The organism is Klebsiella aerogenes KCTC 2190, assembly GCF_000215745.1.
GTDB classification, from domain to species: Bacteria; Pseudomonadota; Gammaproteobacteria; order Enterobacterales; family Enterobacteriaceae; genus Klebsiella; species Klebsiella aerogenes.
Genome location: NC_015663.1, coordinates 4,851,243 through 4,868,109, shown reverse-complemented (window position 1 = coordinate 4,868,109; position 16,867 = coordinate 4,851,243). Strand labels below are relative to the sequence as shown.

The following is a 16,867-nucleotide window of genomic DNA, read 5'->3' as shown; positions in this document are numbered from 1 at the left end:
GAAAAAACGAAAACGGCGTATTGTGCGCTAACGCAGGGAGAAAACCAACTCCCAGGGCATATACCACAGGTTAGCCAGCACCATCAGCAACAGCGAGCACCAGGTGGCGCTCATTCCGGAACGCCGCCAGCGGAACAGGCGATGATGGAAACCGTACGAGTGCATCAGGCGTCCGGCAATCAGCAAAATACCGCAAACGTGCACCATCCAGGTTAGCGCGCCGTTCATTTCCATGAACAACAGCAGAATGAGCCCAATGGGGACGTATTCCACCGCATTGCCATGAACGCGAATAGCGACCTGTAGTTCGCTAAAACCACCGTCGCCATAGCCGACGCGATACTGCATGCGCAGACGTACCACGTCGAAGGAAAACTTGATTAACAATAACGCACCCAAAACCGCATACAGCGCGCTGACCATACCCAAAACTCCCTTTAATTATGTCAGGTGGCTCCGACTATCATAGCAGGATATCAGAAAAGCGAGGATTGCTGCGGAATTGACGGCGCGGCGCCGACGCCCGGCAGCACCGCACGTAAATCTTCCCATAGCGTATCCACCAGTTCAGGCGCCTGGGCGATATCCGGGGTATGTAGAAACAGCCATGGCGTGGCTGACTGATGCCACTTTGGCAGCGTCTGTAACCAGACGCGAAATAATTCGCGATTCTGCGCCATATCGTCGCTGCCGATAAAACGCACCATCGGCTGCTCCGCGGTCATGACCGCGTGAACCGGAACTTTGGGTTTCTTTTTTTGCGCGTCAATCATCGCCGGGTTGCGCGCGACGGCGCTATGTACCGGGCGGCTATCGAGGATCACGCGGTTGGCGTTGCGCTGGTGCAAGCCTCGATTAAGCTGCTGTTCGGCATCGCCTTTGGCGAAAAACTCGGGATGGCGAACTTCAACGCCGTAGGTGAAGTTTTTCGGTAGCGTATCGAGAAACTGCCACAGGGCAGGGAGGTCTCGTGGCCCGAAGGTGGCGGGCAACTGAAGCCAGTACTGGCCGATGCGCGATTCCAGCGGCGCCAGACGAGTAAAAAATTCGTGGCTTAAGTCGTCGCAGTCGCGCAGCGCCGCCTGATGCGAAATCGTGGCCGGGAATTTAAAACAGAACCGAAAATCATCGTGAGTTTGTTGAAACCAGCGATCGACTATCTCGGCCTTTGGTAAGGCATACAGGGTGGTATTACCCTCCACGCAGTTAAAATGGCGGGCATACTCTTCAAGGCCGGTGATGCCAAGGCGCACCCATTTAGGGTGCGACCATTGCGGGAGCCCGATATAAATCATAAGGCGGCGAGAATGTCCTCAGTGCTGCGCACGCGGGCGATGCGCGGGAAGATATGGGTCATACTGCCCTGATGCTGTTCGGCGGAGGCGGCGCTGCATGCATCCTCGGCGATGACCAGACTGAAACCCAATTCCCAGGCATTGCGGGCGGTGGATTCCACGCCGATATTGGTGGAGATGCCGCACAGAATAATGGTGTCGATACCACGGCGGCGAAGCTGCAGTTCAAGATCGGTGCCGTAGAACGCGCCCCACTGGCGTTTCGTGACTTCGATATCGCTATCCTGTTTGCCGAGCGCCGGCGGATAGACCCACCAGTTTTCAGGTAATTTTACGGCGCCAGTCTGGGCATCTACCGGCTGTTTTAACGCTTCGGCGAAATCGGCGGACCAGCCCACTCGAACCATGATGACGGGCGAACCCTGTTGACGACATTTTTCAGCCAGCTTTGCCGCGCGCGTCACCACCTCGTCGGCGCGGTGCGGACCGCCGGCAAAAGGTAAAATGCCTTCTTGCAGGTCAATAATGACCAGCGCGGTTTTTTTCGCATTGAGTTCTAACATGGTATCCCCGTATCTTGTTCTCTTGTCAGGCCGCTACAATACCGTTGCTAATTCAGCTCAAGGGTAACAAATTTTGTTAATTTATGTGAGCACAAGCAATAAGCGCGCAGCAAAGCAGCGTACAAACTGCGTCGGGCTTATCGTCAGACAGAATTTCCAGTATAATAGCCGCCTTTTTTCATTCAGTAGTGACATTCAGCAAAGCTGCGACCTCGTCGCCTGCATGGCAGGCAACATCCGCCTGCGGCTAAGTTAAGGGATATCTCATGCGTACAGAATATTGCGGACAGCTACGTCAGTCCCACGTGGGGCAGCAAGTGACCCTGTGTGGTTGGGTCAACCGTCGTCGTGATCTCGGTAGCCTTATCTTCATCGATATGCGCGACCGTGAAGGCATCGTGCAGGTGTTTTTCGATCCGGATCGTGCGGATGCATTAAAACTGGCTTCCGAACTGCGTAATGAGTTCTGCATCCAAATCACCGGCACCGTGCGTGCGCGTGAAGAGCGCAACGTCAACCGCGAGATGGCCACCGGCGAAATCGAAGTGCTGGCGTCTGACCTGACCATCATCAACCGCGCGGAAGCGCTGCCGCTGGACTCCAACCACGTCAACACCGAAGAAGCGCGCCTGAAATACCGCTATCTGGACCTGCGTCGTCCGGAAATGGCTCAGCGCCTGAAAACCCGCGCCAAAATCACCAGCTTCGTGCGCCGCTTCATGGACGATCACGGGTTCCTTGATATCGAAACCCCGATGCTGACTAAAGCCACGCCGGAAGGCGCGCGTGACTACCTCGTGCCGTCGCGCGTACATAAAGGTAAATTCTACGCGCTGCCGCAATCTCCGCAGCTGTTCAAACAGCTACTAATGATGTCCGGTTTCGATCGTTACTATCAGATAGTCAAATGCTTCCGCGACGAAGACCTGCGTGCCGACCGTCAGCCTGAATTTACTCAGATTGATGTTGAAACCTCGTTCATGACCGCGCCGCAGGTGCGTGAAGTGATGGAAGAGCTGGTTCGTAAGCTGTGGCAGGACGTGAAGGGCGTAGACCTCGGTCAATTCCCGGTGATGACCTTTGCCGAAGCGGAACGTCGTTACGGTTCTGATAAACCGGACCTGCGTAACCCGATTGAGCTGGTAGACGTAGCCGATCTGGTGAAAGCGGTCGAATTCGCCGTCTTCTCCGGCCCGGCTAACGACGCCAAAGGCCGCGTTGCTGCCTTACGCGTACCGGGCGGTGCGGCGCTGACCCGTAAACAGATTGATGAATACGGCAAATTCGTGCAGATCTACGGTGCGAAAGGGTTGGCCTATATTAAAGTAACCGAGCGTGCGAAGGGCCTTGAAGGCATCAATAGCCCGGTGGCGAAATTCCTCAACGCCGAAATCGTGGAAGCTATCCTTGAGCGTACCGGCGCGCAGGACGGCGACATGATCTTCTTCGGCGCTGACAACAAGAAAGTGGTTGCTGATGCCCTCGGCGCGCTGCGTCTGAAGCTGGGCAAAGACCTGAATCTCACCGACGAGACCAAATGGGCGCCGCTGTGGGTTATCGACTTCCCAATGTTCGAAGACGACGGTGAAGGCGGCCTGACCGCGATGCACCACCCGTTCACCTCGCCGAAAGATATGACCGCCGCTGAGCTGAAAGCCGCGCCGGAAGACGCTGTGGCTAACGCCTACGACATGGTCATCAATGGCTACGAAGTCGGTGGTGGTTCGGTGCGTATCCACAGCGGTGAAATGCAGCAAACCGTGTTTGGTATTCTGGGCATTAACGAACAAGAACAGCGTGAAAAATTCGGCTTCCTGCTGGATGCGCTGAAATACGGTACCCCGCCGCACGCCGGCCTGGCGTTTGGCCTCGATCGCCTGACCATGCTGCTGACCGGTACCGATAACATCCGTGACGTTATCGCCTTCCCGAAAACCACGGCTGCCGCGTGCCTGATGACCGAAGCGCCGAGCTTCGCGAATCCTGCCGCGTTAGGCGAACTGGGGATTCAGGTTGTGGCGAAAGAGGCAAAAGAGTCTCCGGAGAACAACTAAGATGTCATTCAAGCTGCCCGTCTCCGTTCTGGTGGTGATTTACGCCGAAGATACGAAGCGGGTGCTGATGTTGCAGCGACGCGACGATCCCGCTTTCTGGCAGTCGGTTACCGGCAGCCTGGAAGAGGGGGAAACCGCGTTGCAGGCCGCCGCGCGCGAAGTAAAGGAAGAGGTCGCCATTGACGTTGCTCGCGAGCAACTGGCCTTAATTGACTGTCAGCGTACGGTGGAGTTCGAGATATTTTCTCACTTACGTCATCGCTATGCGCCGGGCGTCGAGCGCAATACGGAATTCTGGTTCCGTCTTGCGCTGCCCCATGAGCGCCAGATTGTTTTCACTGAACATCTGGATTACCGCTGGGTTAGCGCGTCGGATGCCGCCGCGCTAACTAAATCGTGGAGCAACCGGCAGGCGATTGAAGAATTTGTAATTAACGCCGGGTAACTTCCCGCGGCGTTTGCCGCGGAAAGACGGCTTTTTTGGAGAGTTTTTTATGGCAGGTCATAGTAAATGGGCCAACACCAAACACCGCAAAGCGGCGCAAGATGCCAAGCGCGGTAAGATCTTTACTAAAATCATTCGCGAGCTGGTCACCGCTGCGCGTCTGGGCGGCGGCGATCCGGCATCCAACCCGCGTCTGCGCGCGGCGGTAGATAAAGCGCTGTCCAACAACATGACTCGCGACACCCTGAACCGCGCCATCGCGCGCGGCGTCGGCGGTGATGAAGACGCGAACATGGAAACCATCATTTATGAAGGTTACGGCCCGGGCGGCACCGCGGTAATGGTTGAATGTCTGAGCGACAACCGTAACCGTACCGTAGCCGAAGTGCGCCACGCCTTTACCAAAACCGGTGGTAACCTCGGAACCGACGGTTCTGTGGCCTACCTGTTCAGCAAAAAAGGCGTGATCTCCTTCGAGAAAGGCGACGAAGACACCATCATGGAAGCCGCGCTGGAAGCGGGTGCTGAAGACGTTGTCACCTATGATGACGGCGCCATTGACGTTTACACCGCCTGGGAAGAGATGGGCGCGGTACGTGATGCGCTGGAAGCCGCAGGCCTGAAAGCCGATGCTGCTGAAGTCTCAATGATCCCGTCGACTAAAGCGGATATGGATGCGGAAACCGCGCCGAAGCTGCTGCGTCTTATTGATATGCTGGAAGACTGCGACGACGTGCAGGAAGTGTATCATAACGGCGAAATCTCTGATGAGGTTGCCGCAACGCTGTGATGCCGGTAGCCGGTATTGCGGGTGAGTTATTACTGGAGGCGCGTGATGGCCATTATTCTCGGCATTGACCCGGGGTCACGCGTGACCGGTTATGGCGTGATTCGCCAGGTCGGACGGCAGTTGAGCTACCTTGGCAGCGGATGTATCCGCACCAAAGTAGACGATTTGCCGTCGCGGCTGAAGCTGATTTACGCCGGCGTCACCGAAATTATTACCCAGTTCCAGCCTGACTATTTCGCTATCGAGCAGGTCTTTATGGCGAAAAATGCCGATTCGGCGTTGAAGCTTGGGCAGGCGCGCGGAGTGGCGATTGTCGCGGCGACGAACCAGGACCTGCCGGTCTTTGAGTACGCCGCCCGCCAGGTTAAGCAAACCGTCGTCGGCATTGGTAGCGCGGAAAAGAGCCAGGTACAGCATATGGTGCGTACCTTGCTGAAACTTCCGGCAAATCCGCAGGCGGATGCGGCGGATGCGCTGGCCATCGCCATCACCCATTGCCACCTCAGCCAGAACCTGGCTCAAATTAGCGAGACCCGGCTCAATCTGGCGCGAGGGCGGTTACGATAATCACAAATCAGGCTGGATATTCATCCAGCCTTTTTTTATGATAACGCATTAAACTTTCGGCCCTTTATTCAGGAGCGCTACGTGATAGGCAGACTCAGAGGCATCATTCTCGAAAAGCAACCCCCGCTGGTATTACTGGAAACCGGGGGCGTAGGTTATGAAGTCCATATGCCGATGACCTGCTTCTACGAGCTACCGGAAGCCGGGCAGGAAGCCATCGTCTTCACCCATTTTGTGGTACGCGAAGACGCGCAGCTGCTGTACGGCTTTAACAACAAGCAGGAACGCACCCTGTTTAAAGAGCTTATCAAAACCAACGGCGTCGGGCCGAAGCTGGCGCTGGCTATCCTTTCCGGCATGTCGGCGCAGCAGTTTGTGAACGCGGTTGAGCGTGAAGAAGTCGCCTCGCTGGTGAAACTGCCGGGTATCGGCAAGAAAACCGCCGAGCGTTTAATCGTCGAGATGAAAGATCGCTTCAAAGGCCTGCATGGCGACCTGTTTACTCCGGCCGCCGATCTGGTGCTGACCACGCCTGCCGGCCCAACTGCCGACGACGCGGAGCAAGAAGCGGTTGCCGCGCTGGTGGCGCTGGGCTATAAACCACAAGAGGCCAGCCGGATGGTGAGCAAAATCGCCCGTCCGGATGCTAACAGTGAAACGCTAATCCGCGAAGCGCTGCGCGCGGCGTTGTGAGGTAAGGGATGATTGAAGCAGATCGGCTGGTATCAGGCGACAGCATTGGTTTCGAAGAGGCCGCTGACCGCGCTATCCGCCCCAAATTGCTCGCAGAGTACGTCGGCCAGCCGCAGGTGCGTTCGCAGATGGAGATCTTTATCCAGGCGGCGAAACTGCGCGGCGATGCGCTCGATCACCTGTTAATTTTTGGCCCGCCAGGGTTGGGGAAAACCACGCTTGCCAATATCGTCGCCAACGAAATGGGCGTGAACCTGCGTACCACCTCCGGCCCGGTGCTGGAAAAGGCTGGCGACCTGGCGGCAATGCTGACCAACCTTGAGCCGCATGATGTCCTGTTTATTGATGAAATCCACCGCCTTTCACCGGTAGTGGAAGAGGTGCTATATCCGGCGATGGAAGATTACCAGCTGGATATCATGATTGGCGAAGGCCCGGCCGCGCGCTCGATTAAAATCGATCTGCCGCCGTTTACCCTGATTGGCGCCACCACCCGCGCCGGCTCATTGACTTCGCCGCTGCGCGACCGCTTCGGTATCGTACAGCGCCTCGAGTTTTATCAGGTGCCTGACCTGCAGCATATCGTTGGTCGCAGCGCCCGTCATATGGGGCTGGAGATGAGCGAGGAAGGGGCGCTGGAAGTCGCCCGCCGCGCACGCGGTACGCCGCGTATCGCCAACCGCCTGCTGCGCCGGGTGCGCGACTTTGCCGAAGTGCGCCACGATGGCTCTATCTCGGCGGAAATCGCCGCTCAGGCGCTGGATATGCTCAACGTGGATGCCGAAGGGTTTGATTATATGGATCGCAAGCTGCTATTGGCGGTGATCGATAAATTCTTTGGTGGTCCGGTCGGCCTCGATAACCTCGCGGCGGCTATTGGCGAGGAGCGGGAAACCATTGAAGACGTGCTGGAGCCGTACTTAATTCAGCAGGGGTTCCTGCAGCGTACGCCGCGTGGCCGAATGGCGACGGTGCGCGCCTGGAATCACTTCGGTATTACCCCGCCGGAAATGCCCTGATGAAACCCGGTAGCTTTGCGCTACCGGGTAGCCTTTCAATCAACTCGCCGTTTTCTTCATCATACTCAGAACAAACAGCGCCGCAGCGCACAGCACAACCGAAGGCCCTGCTGGGGTATCGTAGAACGCCGAGAAGGTTAATCCCCCGGTTACCGCCAGCATACCCACGCCAACGGCTACCGCGGCCATCTGTTCCGGCGTGCGGGCAAAGCGGCGGGCGGTAGCGGCCGGGATTATCAACAGCGAAGTGATGATCAGCGCGCCGACGAATTTCATTGCCACGCCGATAGTCAATGCCGTCACCAGCATCAGCAGCAGCTTAACCCGCTGTAACTTCACGCCGTCAACAAACGCTAAATCAGGGCTGATGGTCATCGCCAGCAGGTTACGCCACTGCCAGAGCAATATCGCGACCACCACCACTACGCCTAATGCAATGGAGATTAAATCCTGTGGGGTAACGGCTAACAGATCGCCAAACAGATAGGCCATCAGGTCGACGCGAACGTTCGACATCAGGCTCACCACCACCAGACCGAGCGACAGCGCGCTGTGGGCCATAATACCCAGCAGGGTATCGACCGCCAGGTGAGGGCGTTTTTCCAGCCACACCAGGCCGCCCGCCAGCAGCAGCGTGACCACGATAACCGCATAAAACGGATTCACGTTGAGCAGCAGCCCAAACGCCACCCCAAGTAGCGAAGCATGCGCCAGCGTATCGCCAAAGTAGGACATTCTCCGCCAGACCACGAACGAACCCAGGGGGCCCGCCGCGCAGGCAAGCATCATGCCGGCTAACCAGCCGGGTAACAGTAATTCAATCATTAGCGGCCATTTCCCCGACGCAGTACAATCCGCCCCTGCAGGTCGTGGCGGTGATTATGTTGGTGACGATAAATCCCCAGCTGTTCCGCGCCGCGCGGGCCGAACATGGAGATAAATTCCGGGTGCATCGAGACCACTTCCGGAGTTCCGGAGCAGCAAATATGCTGGTTCAGGCACAGCACTTCATCGGTTTTGGCCATCACCAGGTGGAGATCGTGGGAAACCATTAAGACCGCGCAGTTCAGCTCCTGACGCAGTTGATTAATTAAATCATACAGCGCTACCTGCCCATTAACGTCGACGCCCTGGGTCGGTTCATCCAGCACCAGCAGTTGTGGTTGATTCAGCAGGGCGCGCGCCAGCAACACGCGCTGGGTTTCGCCGCCGGAGAGTTTTTGCATTGGCGCATCGATAAGATGCCCGGCCTGCACGCGCTGCAGCGCCGGCATAATATCCTGCTTGCGCGTACCTGGACGCAGGCGCATAAAGCGGCTGACCGTCAGCGGCATAGTAGCATCAAGATGCAGTTTTTGTGGTACGTAGCCGATACGCAGATTTTTCTCGCGCTGGATAGCACCTTCGGTCGGCGTCACCAGGCCGAGCACTACGCGTACCAGCGTCGATTTCCCGGCGCCGTTCGGGCCAAGAAGCGTTAAAATTTTGCCTGGTTTTAGCGTTAGCGAAATGTCAGACAACACGCGCCGCTGGCCGTAGACGACCGCGACTTTTTCCAGCGTTACAAGATTCGTCATGTCAAATTAGGGGTTGCACTAGCGATTGAATGTTATAATATCACATCACTTTCGCTCATTACGATGATTAGTCGCATTATGTTACATAAAAATACGCTTCTTTGCGCTGGACTTAGCGCCGCTTTTTTGTTCGCTCATGCCCCGGTAGCTAATGCCGCCGTCGTCGCTTCCATGAAACCCCTTGGCTTTATCGCTTCCGCTATCGCCGATGGCGTGACGGAGACTCAGGTGTTATTGCCTGACGGGGCTTCCGAGCATGATTATTCACTACGCCCGTCTGATGTAAAACGCTTACAGAACGCAGACTTAGTGGTATGGATTGGTCCAGAAATGGAAGCATTCATGGACAAGTCAACGCAAAGCATTGCGGAGCAGAAAAAGGTCACCATCGCCCAGTTGGATGGGGTGAAACCGTTGCTCATCAAAGGGACGGATGATGACGATGACGAACATGGTCACGAACATGCTAATGGCGAAAAAAGTGACGGCGATCACCATCACGGCATTTACAATATGCATCTGTGGCTCTCCCCAGAGATAGCGCGGCTCTCAGCGGTTGCAATCCACGATAAATTATTGGAACTTATGCCGCAGAGTCGAGCCAAACTTGACGCCAACCTGAAGGAATTTGAGGCAAAATTAGCCGCAACCGACAAACAGGTGAGTAACGAGCTGGCGCCGGTGAAAGGTAAGGGGTATTTCGTTTTTCATGATGCCTATGGCTACTACGAAAAACATTACGGTTTGACCTCATTGGGGCATTTTACCGTCAACCCTGAAATCCAGCCTGGTGCGCAGCGTTTACACGAAATAAGAACACAGTTGGTTGAGCAAAAAGCGACGTGCGTTTTTGCTGAGCCACAATTCAGGCCAGCGGTCATCGAAGCTGTTGCCAGGGGGACCTCCGTGCGCATGGGAACCCTGGATCCACTTGGAATCGGAATTAAGCTGGGTAAAGACAGTTACCCTCAGTTCCTGAGCCAGTTGGGGCATCAGTATTCAAGCTGCCTGAAAGGAGATTAACGAGGAAGTGAATACGTGCAACAGATAGCCCGCGCTGTCACTCAGGCATTCAACAATCTGCCGCGACCCCATCGCGTTATGCTGGGGTCGTTGAGCGTTCTAACGTTAGCGGTCGCCGTCTGGCGGCCCTACATCTACCACCCGGAATCAGCCCCGATAGTCAGAACGATTGAGCTGGAAAAAAGCGAAATCCGCTCTCTGCTGCCGGAAGCTTCCGAACCCATCGATCAGGCGCCGCAGGAAGAAGAAGCTATCCCGCAGGATGAGCTCGATGACAAATCCGATAGCGACTCCGGCGGCCATGAATATGTGGTTTCTACCGGCGATACGCTGAGCAGTATTCTTAATCAGTACGGTATTGATATGGGCGATATCGCTCAACTCTCCTCTGCTGATAAAGAGCTGCGTAATCTTAAAATTGGTCAACAGCTCTCCTGGACGCTAACCGCTGATGGCGATCTACAAAGCTTGACGTGGGAGATGTCGCGCCGTGAGACGCGTACTTATAACCGCGTCGCCAATGGTTTTAAAATGAGCAGCGAGCTGCAGAAAGGGGATTGGGTCAACAACGTCCTGAAAGGCACCGTTGGCGGCAGCTTCGTCTCCAGCGCCCGTGATGCTGGCCTTACCAGCTCGGAAATCAGCGCGGTCATCAAAGCGATGCAGTGGCAGATGGACTTCCGTAAGCTGAAAAAAGGCGATGAATTCTCTGTCCTGATGTCGCGTGAAATGCTTGATGGCAAGCGCGAGCAGAGCCAGCTGTTAGGCGTGCGTTTACGTTCCGATGGCAAAGACTATTACGCGATCCGCGCCGAAGATGGCAAATTCTACGATCGCAACGGTACGGGCCTGGCGAAGGGCTTCCTGCGCTTCCCGACCTCGCGTCAGTTCCGCGTGTCGTCTAACTTCAACCCGCGTCGCCTGAATCCAGTGACCGGGCGCGTCGCGCCGCATCGCGGCGTTGACTTCGCTATGCCGCAGGGCACGCCGGTGCTTTCCGTCGGCGATGGTGAAGTGGTGGTGGCGAAACGCAGCGGCGCGGCAGGCTACTATGTTGCCGTGCGTCATGGCCGAACCTATACCACCCGCTATATGCACCTGCGCAAGCTGCTGGTGAAACCGGGGCAGAAAGTGAAACGCGGCGATCGTATCGCTCTGTCGGGCAATACCGGGCGTTCTACTGGCCCGCACCTGCACTATGAAGTCTGGATTAACCAGCAGGCGGTTAACCCGCTGACGGCGAAACTGCCGCGTACCGAAGGCTTAACCGGTTCCGATCGTACCGATTATCTGGCGCAGGCCAAAGAGGTTATCCCGCAACTGCGCTTTGATTAGCCTGAATAATCATTACAGAAAGCCGGCGCCCGTAATGCGCCGGCTTTTTCTTTTGTGCGATGAGTGACGTATCGCTAAACTAAGCCATTATCTTTATTGATTGAGCAGACCTTCTGCGGACCGGGCATGGAAACGAAAAAAATAACATTGAGTTTATCCCCAAATTTGAGAAATCTTTTTTACTGCCGCGCTATTGGGGCGCGTGGTTGGGCGTTTTCGCCTTCGCCGGTATTGCGCTGACCCCTCCCTCTTTCCGCGATCCTATTCTCGGCAAACTGGGGCGTTTCGTTGGGCGTCTGGCAAAGAGCTCGCGTCGTCGGGCGCAGATTAACCTGTTGTACTGCTTCCCGGAAAAAAGCGAGCAAGAGCGTGAAGCGATCATCGATGCAATGTATATGTCGGCTCCGCAGGCAATGGTGATGATGGCCGAACTCGGTATGCGCGATCCGCAGCGCGTGATGTCTCGCGTTGACTGGCAAGGGAAAGAGATCATCGACGAGCTGCAGCGTAATAATGAAAAGGTCATCTTTTTAGTGCCGCACGCCTGGGGCGTGGATATTCCGGCGATGCTGATGGCTTCGGGTGGGCAAAAAATGGCGGCGATGTTCCATAATCAGGGGAATCCGGTATTTGACTATGTCTGGAACACCGTGCGCCGTCGTTTCGGCGGGCGGATGCACGCGCGTAACGATGGTATCAAGCCATTTATTCAATCGGTGCGCCAGGGATACTGGGGCTATTATCTGCCCGACCAGGATCACGGCGCCGAGCATAGCGAATTTGTCGATTTCTTCGCGACTTATAAAGCGACTCTTCCGGCGATTGGTCGTTTGATGAAAGTCTGCCGCGCGCGTGTAGTGCCGCTGTTCCCGGTGTATGACGGTAAAACGCATCGCCTGACGGTGCTGGTGCGCCCGCCGATGGACGATCTGCTGGAAGCTGATGATACGACGATTGCGCGCCGTATGAACGAAGAGGTTGAGATTTTCGTCAGGCCGCATCCTGAGCAGTATACCTGGATCCTTAAACTGCTGAAGACGCGTAAGCCGGGCGAAACCGAGCCTTACAAGCGCAACGAACTGTTTCCGAAGAAGTAAGCTGTATGCTGCGCTGAGCAGGGCTACGGCGCCTGCATTTACCAGGATAACAAGCATAAAAAAGCCTCCGTAAGGAGGCTTTCCCATCACTGAAGGCGATTACTCAACGGTCAGGATACGGGTGGTGTTGGTGCTGCCGATGGTGCTCATCACGTCGCCCTGGGTGACGACCACCAGGTCGCCGGAGACCAGATAGCCTTTATCACGCAGCAGGTTAACCGCGTCGTGCGCGGCGGCAACGCCGTCGTTATGGCTGTCGAAATGCACCGGCGTTACGCCACGATAGAGCGCCGTCAGGTTCAGAGTACGCTCGTGACGGGAGAGGGCGAAAATTGGCAGTCCGGAGCTGATACGTGAAGTCATCAACGCGGTGCGGCCGGACTCGGTCATGGTGATAATCGCGGTAATGCCTTTCAGGTGGTTGGCCGCATACATTGCCGACATGGCAATCGCTTCTTCGACATTGTCGAACTGGACGTCAAGACGGTGTTTGGAAACGTTGAGACTTGGGATCTTCTCCGCGCCCAGGCACACCCGCGCCATCGCGGCGACGGTTTCAGACGGATACTGGCCGGCAGCGGTTTCCGCGGAGAGCATCACGGCATCGGTACCGTCCAGTACGGCGTTCGCCACGTCCATGACTTCCGCGCGGGTCGGCATCGGATTGGTAATCATTGATTCCATCATCTGCGTGGCGGTGATGACCGAGCGGTTAAGCTGGCGAGCGCGGCGGATCAGCGCCTTCTGGATACCCACCAATTCCGGATCGCCGATTTCCACACCGAGATCGCCTCGAGCTACCATCACCACATCGGAGGCGAGAATAACGTCGTCCATGGCATCCTGGTCGCAGACCGCTTCCGCACGCTCGACTTTAGCGACGATTTTTGCATCGCAGCCAGCGTCACGGGCCAGACGGCGAGCGTAGTTCAGGTCTTCGCCGCAGCGCGGGAAGGAGACCGCCAGGTAATCAACGCCAATTTTTGCGGCGGTAACGATGTCGGCTTTGTCTTTATCGGTTAACGCTTCTGCAGACAGCCCGCCGCCGAGTTTGTTGATACCTTTATTGTTAGATAGCGGGCCACCAACGGTAACTTCGGTGAAAACTTTCATCCCCTGTACTTCCAGAACCTTCAACTGCACGCGTCCATCGTCGAGCAGCAGGATATCGCCTGGAACGACGTCCGCCGGCAGGCCTTTATAGTCGATGCCGACTTTTTCTTTATCGCCTTCGCCTTTACCCAGGTTGGCGTCGAGCAGGAATTTGTCGCCAATGTTGAGGAAAATTTTGCCTTCTTTGAAGGTAGAGACGCGGATTTTCGGCCCCTGCAGGTCGCCGAGAATCGCAACGTGACGGCCCAGTTTTGCTGCAATTTCACGGACTTTGTCTGCGCGGAGTTGGTGATCTTCCGGGGTACCGTGAGAGAAGTTCATGCGTACGACGTTAGCGCCCGCGGCGATAACTTTTTCGAGGTTGTTATCGCGGTCAGTTGCTGGGCCTAAGGTCGTTACGATTTTGGTTCTGCGAAGCCTTCTGGACATGTAATACTCCGTTGACTGAAACAACTTTGGTGTTGCGTGAACATGGATTCGGTAGCGCCAAATCCGCTAACGGGCGGAACTGCTACGCTACCGGGACATAATTGGTCTCTGACTTATAATGACTATTATTGTTTATCACTACTAATGAGTAGTTCTTTATCAAAGCGCGATTCCTTCAGCGCTTCCTTGACCCTCTTCAAGTTATCTCTGAATTTTGCTCCACGGCGCAGGGTAAAGCCGGTCGCCAGCACATCAATCACCGTGAGCTGGGCCAGGCGCGACACCATCGGCATATAAATATCGGTGTCTTCCGGAACATCCAGGGTAATGGCCAGCGTCGACTCCCGCGCCAGCGGGGTCCCGGCCGAAGTGATGGCAATGACCATGGCATCGTTTTCACGCGCTAACTGCGCCAGTTCAACCAGGCTTTTGGTGCGTCCGGTATGTGAAATGATGACCACCACGTCATCATCGTTACAATTCATACAGCTCATGCGCTGCAGGACAATATCGTCGGAGTAGATGACCGGGACGTTAAAACGGAAAAATTTATTCATCGCGTCATGCGCGACGGCTGCTGAAGACCCCAGGCCGAAGAAGGAAATTTTCTTCGCCTGGGTAAGCAGATCGACTGCCCGGTTGACCGCGGACATATCCAGCGCATGATGTACCTGATCGAGGCTGGCCATCGCCGATTCGAAAATTTTCGCCGTATAGGATTCGACGCTGTCGTCTTCATCGACATTACGGTTAACATAGAGGGTACCGTGTGCCAGACTTTGCGCCAGGTGCAGTTTAAAATCGGGGAACCCCCGGGTTTCCAGGCTGCGACAAAATCGGTTTACGGTCGGCTCGCTGACGCCGGCTTCCAGCGCGAGGGCCGCTATGCTTGAGTGAATGGCCTGCGCCGGTGTGGCAAGAATGACTTCCGCCACTTTGCGTTCAGATTTGCTAAGGTTTTCCAGTCGGGACTGGATTTTTTCCAGCATGTTCATTGTTTACAGGCGCTCATCAATGGAAACGATTTCATTAATGGGTGAAATCATCAGGCGTTTTAGCAAGAATATACCCCTCCGCAATCAGAAGCGGTGAGGAATGACGAGAAAAAATGTCGTTTTTTTTCATTACATGATCAGAGTCGTATTTTACTAACTGAAAACCAGACGAAACAACGAACATTCTTAGCCTGATGCCCAATTTGTCGGCGAACGCTTTTCCTCTATGTGCGGTAACCTCGGGAAAGCACCGCCAAGGGTTTCAGGAAATTCGTAAACACAGTACAGTGCAGCGTAAGAAAATTACAAATTTAGCCTGGCATAAGCACCAGACTATCAACTGAGGAGAATGACATGGCGGTAACGCAAACGGCCCAGGCATGCGATCTGGTCATTTTCGGCGCGAAAGGTGACCTCGCGCGCCGTAAACTGTTGCCTTCCCTGTATCAGCTTGAAAAAGCTGGCCAGATAAACCCTGAAACCCGCATCATCGGCGTCGGTCGCGCTGATTGGGATAAAGACGCTTACACCAAAGTTGTGCGTGAAGCGTTAGAAACCTTCATGAAAGAGAAAATCGACGAAGGTTTATGGGATACCCTGAGCGGTCGTCTGGACTTCTGTAATCTTGATGTCAACGATACCAGCGGTTTTACGCGTCTGGGCGATATGCTGGATCAGGAAAACCGCGTCACCATTAACTACTTCGCGATGCCGCCAAGCACGTTCGGCGCTATCTGCAAAGGCCTGGGCGAAGCGAAGCTGAATGCCAAGCCCGCGCGGGTGGTGATGGAAAAACCGCTCGGTACCTCGCTGGAAACCTCCCGGGAAATTAATGACCAGGTGGGCGAGTATTTCGAAGAGTGCCAGGTTTACCGTATCGACCATTATTTGGGTAAAGAGACGGTACTGAACCTGCTGGCGCTGCGCTTTGCTAACTCTTTGTTTGTTAATAACTGGGACTGCCGCACCATTGACCACGTTGAAATCACCGTGGCGGAAGAAGTGGGTATTGAAGGCCGCTGGGGTTATTTCGATCAAGCCGGGCAGATGCGCGACATGATCCAGAACCATTTGCTGCAGATCCTGTGCATGATCGCCATGTCGCCGCCGTCGGATCTGACTGCCGACAGCATCCGCGATGAAAAAGTGAAAGTGCTGAAATCGCTGCGCCGTATCGATCGCTCGAACGTGCGTGAGAAAACCGTCCGCGGTCAGTACACCGCCGGGTTCGCGCAAGGTAAAAAAGTACCGGGCTATCTGGAAGAAGAGGGCGCTAACAAATCCAGCAACACGGAGACCTTCGTAGCCATTCGCGTGGATATCGATAACTGGCGTTGGGCTGGGGTGCCGTTCTACCTGCGTACCGGTAAACGCCTGCCGACGAAATGCTCCGAAGTGGTGGTGTACTTCAAAACGCCGGAACTGAACCTGTTCAAAGAGACCTGGCAGGAGCTGCCGCAGAATAAATTGACCATTCGTCTGCAGCCGGATGAAGGTGTGGATATTCAGGTGCTTAACAAAGTTCCAGGCCTCGATCACAAGCATAATCTGCAGATCACCAAGCTGGATCTGAGCTACTCCGAAACCTTCAATCAGACGCACTTAGCGGATGCCTATGAACGCCTGCTGCTGGAAACCATGCGCGGTATTCAGGCGCTGTTCGTGCGTCGCGATGAAGTGGAAGAAGCGTGGAAGTGGGTTGACTCCATTACCGGCGCATGGGCGGCCGACGGCGATGCGCCGAAGCCTTACCAGGCAGGTACCTGGGGACCGGTGGCGTCGGTGGCGATGATCACTCGCGATGGCCGTTCCTGGAACGAATTCGAGTAAGACTAGCGTTAATCCGGGAGAGTTATTTTACCGGTAACATGA

Annotated in this window: 16 protein-coding genes and 1 pseudogene; 10 read left to right on the top strand and 7 right to left on the bottom strand. The window is 55.5% G+C overall.

Going from position 1 to position 16,867, the window contains the following annotated elements; translation table 11 throughout:
- Positions 1–27: 27 nt before the first annotated feature.
- Genes EAE_RS23085 through EAE_RS23075 form a run of 3 tightly spaced genes read right to left on the bottom strand, consistent with a single transcriptional unit; the run spans position 28 to position 1,858 of the window.
- The gene (locus tag EAE_RS23085; RefSeq protein ID WP_015365982.1) at positions 28–423 is read right to left on the bottom strand and encodes an MAPEG family protein; all 396 of its coding nucleotides are present in this window, start codon (positions 421–423) and stop codon (positions 28–30) included.
- A 53-nt stretch (positions 424–476) separates the two neighbouring features.
- Complete coding sequence (locus EAE_RS23080; protein WP_015705960.1) at positions 477–1,295, bottom strand: DUF72 domain-containing protein; 819 nt, start codon at positions 1,293–1,295, stop codon at positions 477–479.
- Positions 1,292–1,858 carry a hydrolase gene (locus tag EAE_RS23075; RefSeq protein ID WP_015705959.1) on the bottom strand — a complete coding sequence of 189 codons (567 nt, stop codon included), beginning with the start codon at positions 1,856–1,858 and terminating at the stop codon, positions 1,292–1,294. The genes EAE_RS23080 and EAE_RS23075 overlap by 4 nt, the downstream gene beginning before the upstream one ends.
- A 266-nt stretch (positions 1,859–2,124) precedes the next feature.
- Here EAE_RS23075 and aspS point away from each other — a divergent pair, with 266 nt between their 5' ends.
- The 6 genes from aspS to ruvB all read left to right on the top strand — a co-directional run bounded on the left by aspS (position 2,125) and on the right by ruvB (position 7,426).
- Entirely contained in the window at positions 2,125–3,912 is a 1,788-nt protein-coding gene (gene aspS / locus EAE_RS23070) for an aspartate--tRNA ligase (RefSeq protein ID WP_015705958.1), read from the top strand.
- Between the two features lies 1 nt (position 3,913).
- Positions 3,914–4,357: a dihydroneopterin triphosphate diphosphatase gene (gene nudB, locus EAE_RS23065; protein ID WP_015365986.1), complete on the top strand. Its 444-nt coding sequence runs from the start codon at positions 3,914–3,916 to the stop codon at positions 4,355–4,357.
- Positions 4,358–4,406: 49 nt separating this feature from the next.
- Positions 4,407–5,147, top strand: a complete 741-nt coding sequence (locus tag EAE_RS23060) for a YebC/PmpR family DNA-binding transcriptional regulator (protein WP_015365987.1) — start codon at positions 4,407–4,409, stop codon at positions 5,145–5,147.
- Between the two features lie 45 nt (positions 5,148–5,192).
- Entirely contained in the window at positions 5,193–5,714 is a 522-nt protein-coding gene (ruvC, locus tag EAE_RS23055; protein WP_015365988.1) for a crossover junction endodeoxyribonuclease RuvC, read from the top strand.
- Positions 5,715–5,795: 81 nt separating this feature from the next.
- On the top strand, positions 5,796–6,407 hold the full coding sequence (gene ruvA / locus EAE_RS23050; protein WP_015365989.1) for a Holliday junction branch migration protein RuvA: 612 nt from the start codon (positions 5,796–5,798) through the stop codon (positions 6,405–6,407).
- 8 nt (positions 6,408–6,415) lie between these two features.
- On the top strand, positions 6,416–7,426 hold the full coding sequence (gene ruvB / locus EAE_RS23045; RefSeq protein WP_015705957.1) for a Holliday junction branch migration DNA helicase RuvB: 1,011 nt from the start codon (positions 6,416–6,418) through the stop codon (positions 7,424–7,426).
- Between the two features lie 39 nt (positions 7,427–7,465).
- Here ruvB and znuB read toward each other — a convergent pair whose 3' ends face one another.
- Both znuB and znuC read right to left on the bottom strand, forming a co-directional pair.
- Positions 7,466–8,251, bottom strand: coding sequence for a zinc ABC transporter permease subunit ZnuB (znuB, locus tag EAE_RS23040; RefSeq protein WP_015705956.1), 786 nt, complete (start codon positions 8,249–8,251; stop codon positions 7,466–7,468).
- Positions 8,251–9,003 carry a zinc ABC transporter ATP-binding protein ZnuC gene (gene znuC, locus EAE_RS23035; protein WP_015705955.1) on the bottom strand — a complete coding sequence of 251 codons (753 nt, stop codon included), beginning with the start codon at positions 9,001–9,003 and terminating at the stop codon, positions 8,251–8,253. Before znuC ends, znuB begins: the two co-directional genes overlap by 1 nt.
- A gap of 78 nt (positions 9,004–9,081) precedes the next feature.
- Between znuC and znuA the strand changes: the two genes are divergently transcribed.
- The 3 genes from znuA (at position 9,082) to lpxM (ending at position 12,458) form a co-directional block, all read left to right on the top strand.
- A complete protein-coding gene (gene znuA / locus EAE_RS23030; RefSeq protein WP_015705954.1) occupies positions 9,082–10,026 on the top strand; it encodes a zinc ABC transporter substrate-binding protein ZnuA in 945 nt (314 codons plus the stop codon).
- A 15-nt stretch (positions 10,027–10,041) separates the two neighbouring features.
- Positions 10,042–11,361 carry a murein DD-endopeptidase MepM gene (gene mepM, locus EAE_RS23025; RefSeq protein WP_015705953.1) on the top strand — a complete coding sequence of 440 codons (1,320 nt, stop codon included), beginning with the start codon at positions 10,042–10,044 and terminating at the stop codon, positions 11,359–11,361.
- Between the two features lie 113 nt (positions 11,362–11,474).
- Entirely contained in the window at positions 11,475–12,458 is a 984-nt protein-coding gene (gene lpxM / locus EAE_RS23020) for a lauroyl-Kdo(2)-lipid IV(A) myristoyltransferase (RefSeq protein ID WP_164926777.1), read from the top strand.
- A gap of 99 nt (positions 12,459–12,557) precedes the next feature.
- Here the strand turns inward: lpxM and pyk are convergent, their stop codons facing one another.
- On the bottom strand, positions 12,558–14,000 hold the full coding sequence (pyk, locus tag EAE_RS23015; protein WP_015365996.1) for a pyruvate kinase: 1,443 nt from the start codon (positions 13,998–14,000) through the stop codon (positions 12,558–12,560).
- Between the two features lie 125 nt (positions 14,001–14,125).
- Positions 14,126–15,030, bottom strand: a pseudogene (locus tag EAE_RS23010) (MurR/RpiR family transcriptional regulator).
- A 319-nt stretch (positions 15,031–15,349) separates the two neighbouring features.
- Here EAE_RS23010 and zwf point away from each other — a divergent pair.
- Entirely contained in the window at positions 15,350–16,825 is a 1,476-nt protein-coding gene (gene zwf / locus EAE_RS23005) for a glucose-6-phosphate dehydrogenase (RefSeq protein ID WP_015365999.1), read from the top strand.
- Positions 16,826–16,867 lie beyond the last annotated feature (42 nt).

Excerpts from the sequence above, each read along its gene's own strand:
- znuA (WP_015705954.1), top strand. The coding sequence starts at position 9,082 with ATGTTACATAAAAATACGCTTCTTTGCGCTGGACTTAGCGCCGCTTTT.
- pyk (WP_015365996.1), bottom strand. The coding sequence starts at position 14,000 with ATGTCCAGAAGGCTTCGCAGAACCAAAATCGTAACGACCTTAGGCCCA.
- EAE_RS23060 (WP_015365987.1), top strand. The coding sequence starts at position 4,407 with ATGGCAGGTCATAGTAAATGGGCCAACACCAAACACCGCAAAGCGGCG.
- nudB (WP_015365986.1), top strand. The coding sequence starts at position 3,914 with ATGTCATTCAAGCTGCCCGTCTCCGTTCTGGTGGTGATTTACGCCGAA.
- ruvB (WP_015705957.1), top strand. The coding sequence starts at position 6,416 with ATGATTGAAGCAGATCGGCTGGTATCAGGCGACAGCATTGGTTTCGAA.
- znuB (WP_015705956.1), bottom strand. The coding sequence starts at position 8,251 with ATGATTGAATTACTGTTACCCGGCTGGTTAGCCGGCATGATGCTTGCC.
- aspS (WP_015705958.1), top strand. The coding sequence starts at position 2,125 with ATGCGTACAGAATATTGCGGACAGCTACGTCAGTCCCACGTGGGGCAG.
- znuC (WP_015705955.1), bottom strand. The coding sequence starts at position 9,003 with ATGACGAATCTTGTAACGCTGGAAAAAGTCGCGGTCGTCTACGGCCAG.
- EAE_RS23085 (WP_015365982.1), bottom strand. The coding sequence starts at position 423 with ATGGTCAGCGCGCTGTATGCGGTTTTGGGTGCGTTATTGTTAATCAAG.
- EAE_RS23075 (WP_015705959.1), bottom strand. The coding sequence starts at position 1,858 with ATGTTAGAACTCAATGCGAAAAAAACCGCGCTGGTCATTATTGACCTG.
- ruvC (WP_015365988.1), top strand. The coding sequence starts at position 5,193 with ATGGCCATTATTCTCGGCATTGACCCGGGGTCACGCGTGACCGGTTAT.
- zwf (WP_015365999.1), top strand. The coding sequence starts at position 15,350 with ATGGCGGTAACGCAAACGGCCCAGGCATGCGATCTGGTCATTTTCGGC.
- EAE_RS23080 (WP_015705960.1), bottom strand. The coding sequence starts at position 1,295 with ATGATTTATATCGGGCTCCCGCAATGGTCGCACCCTAAATGGGTGCGC.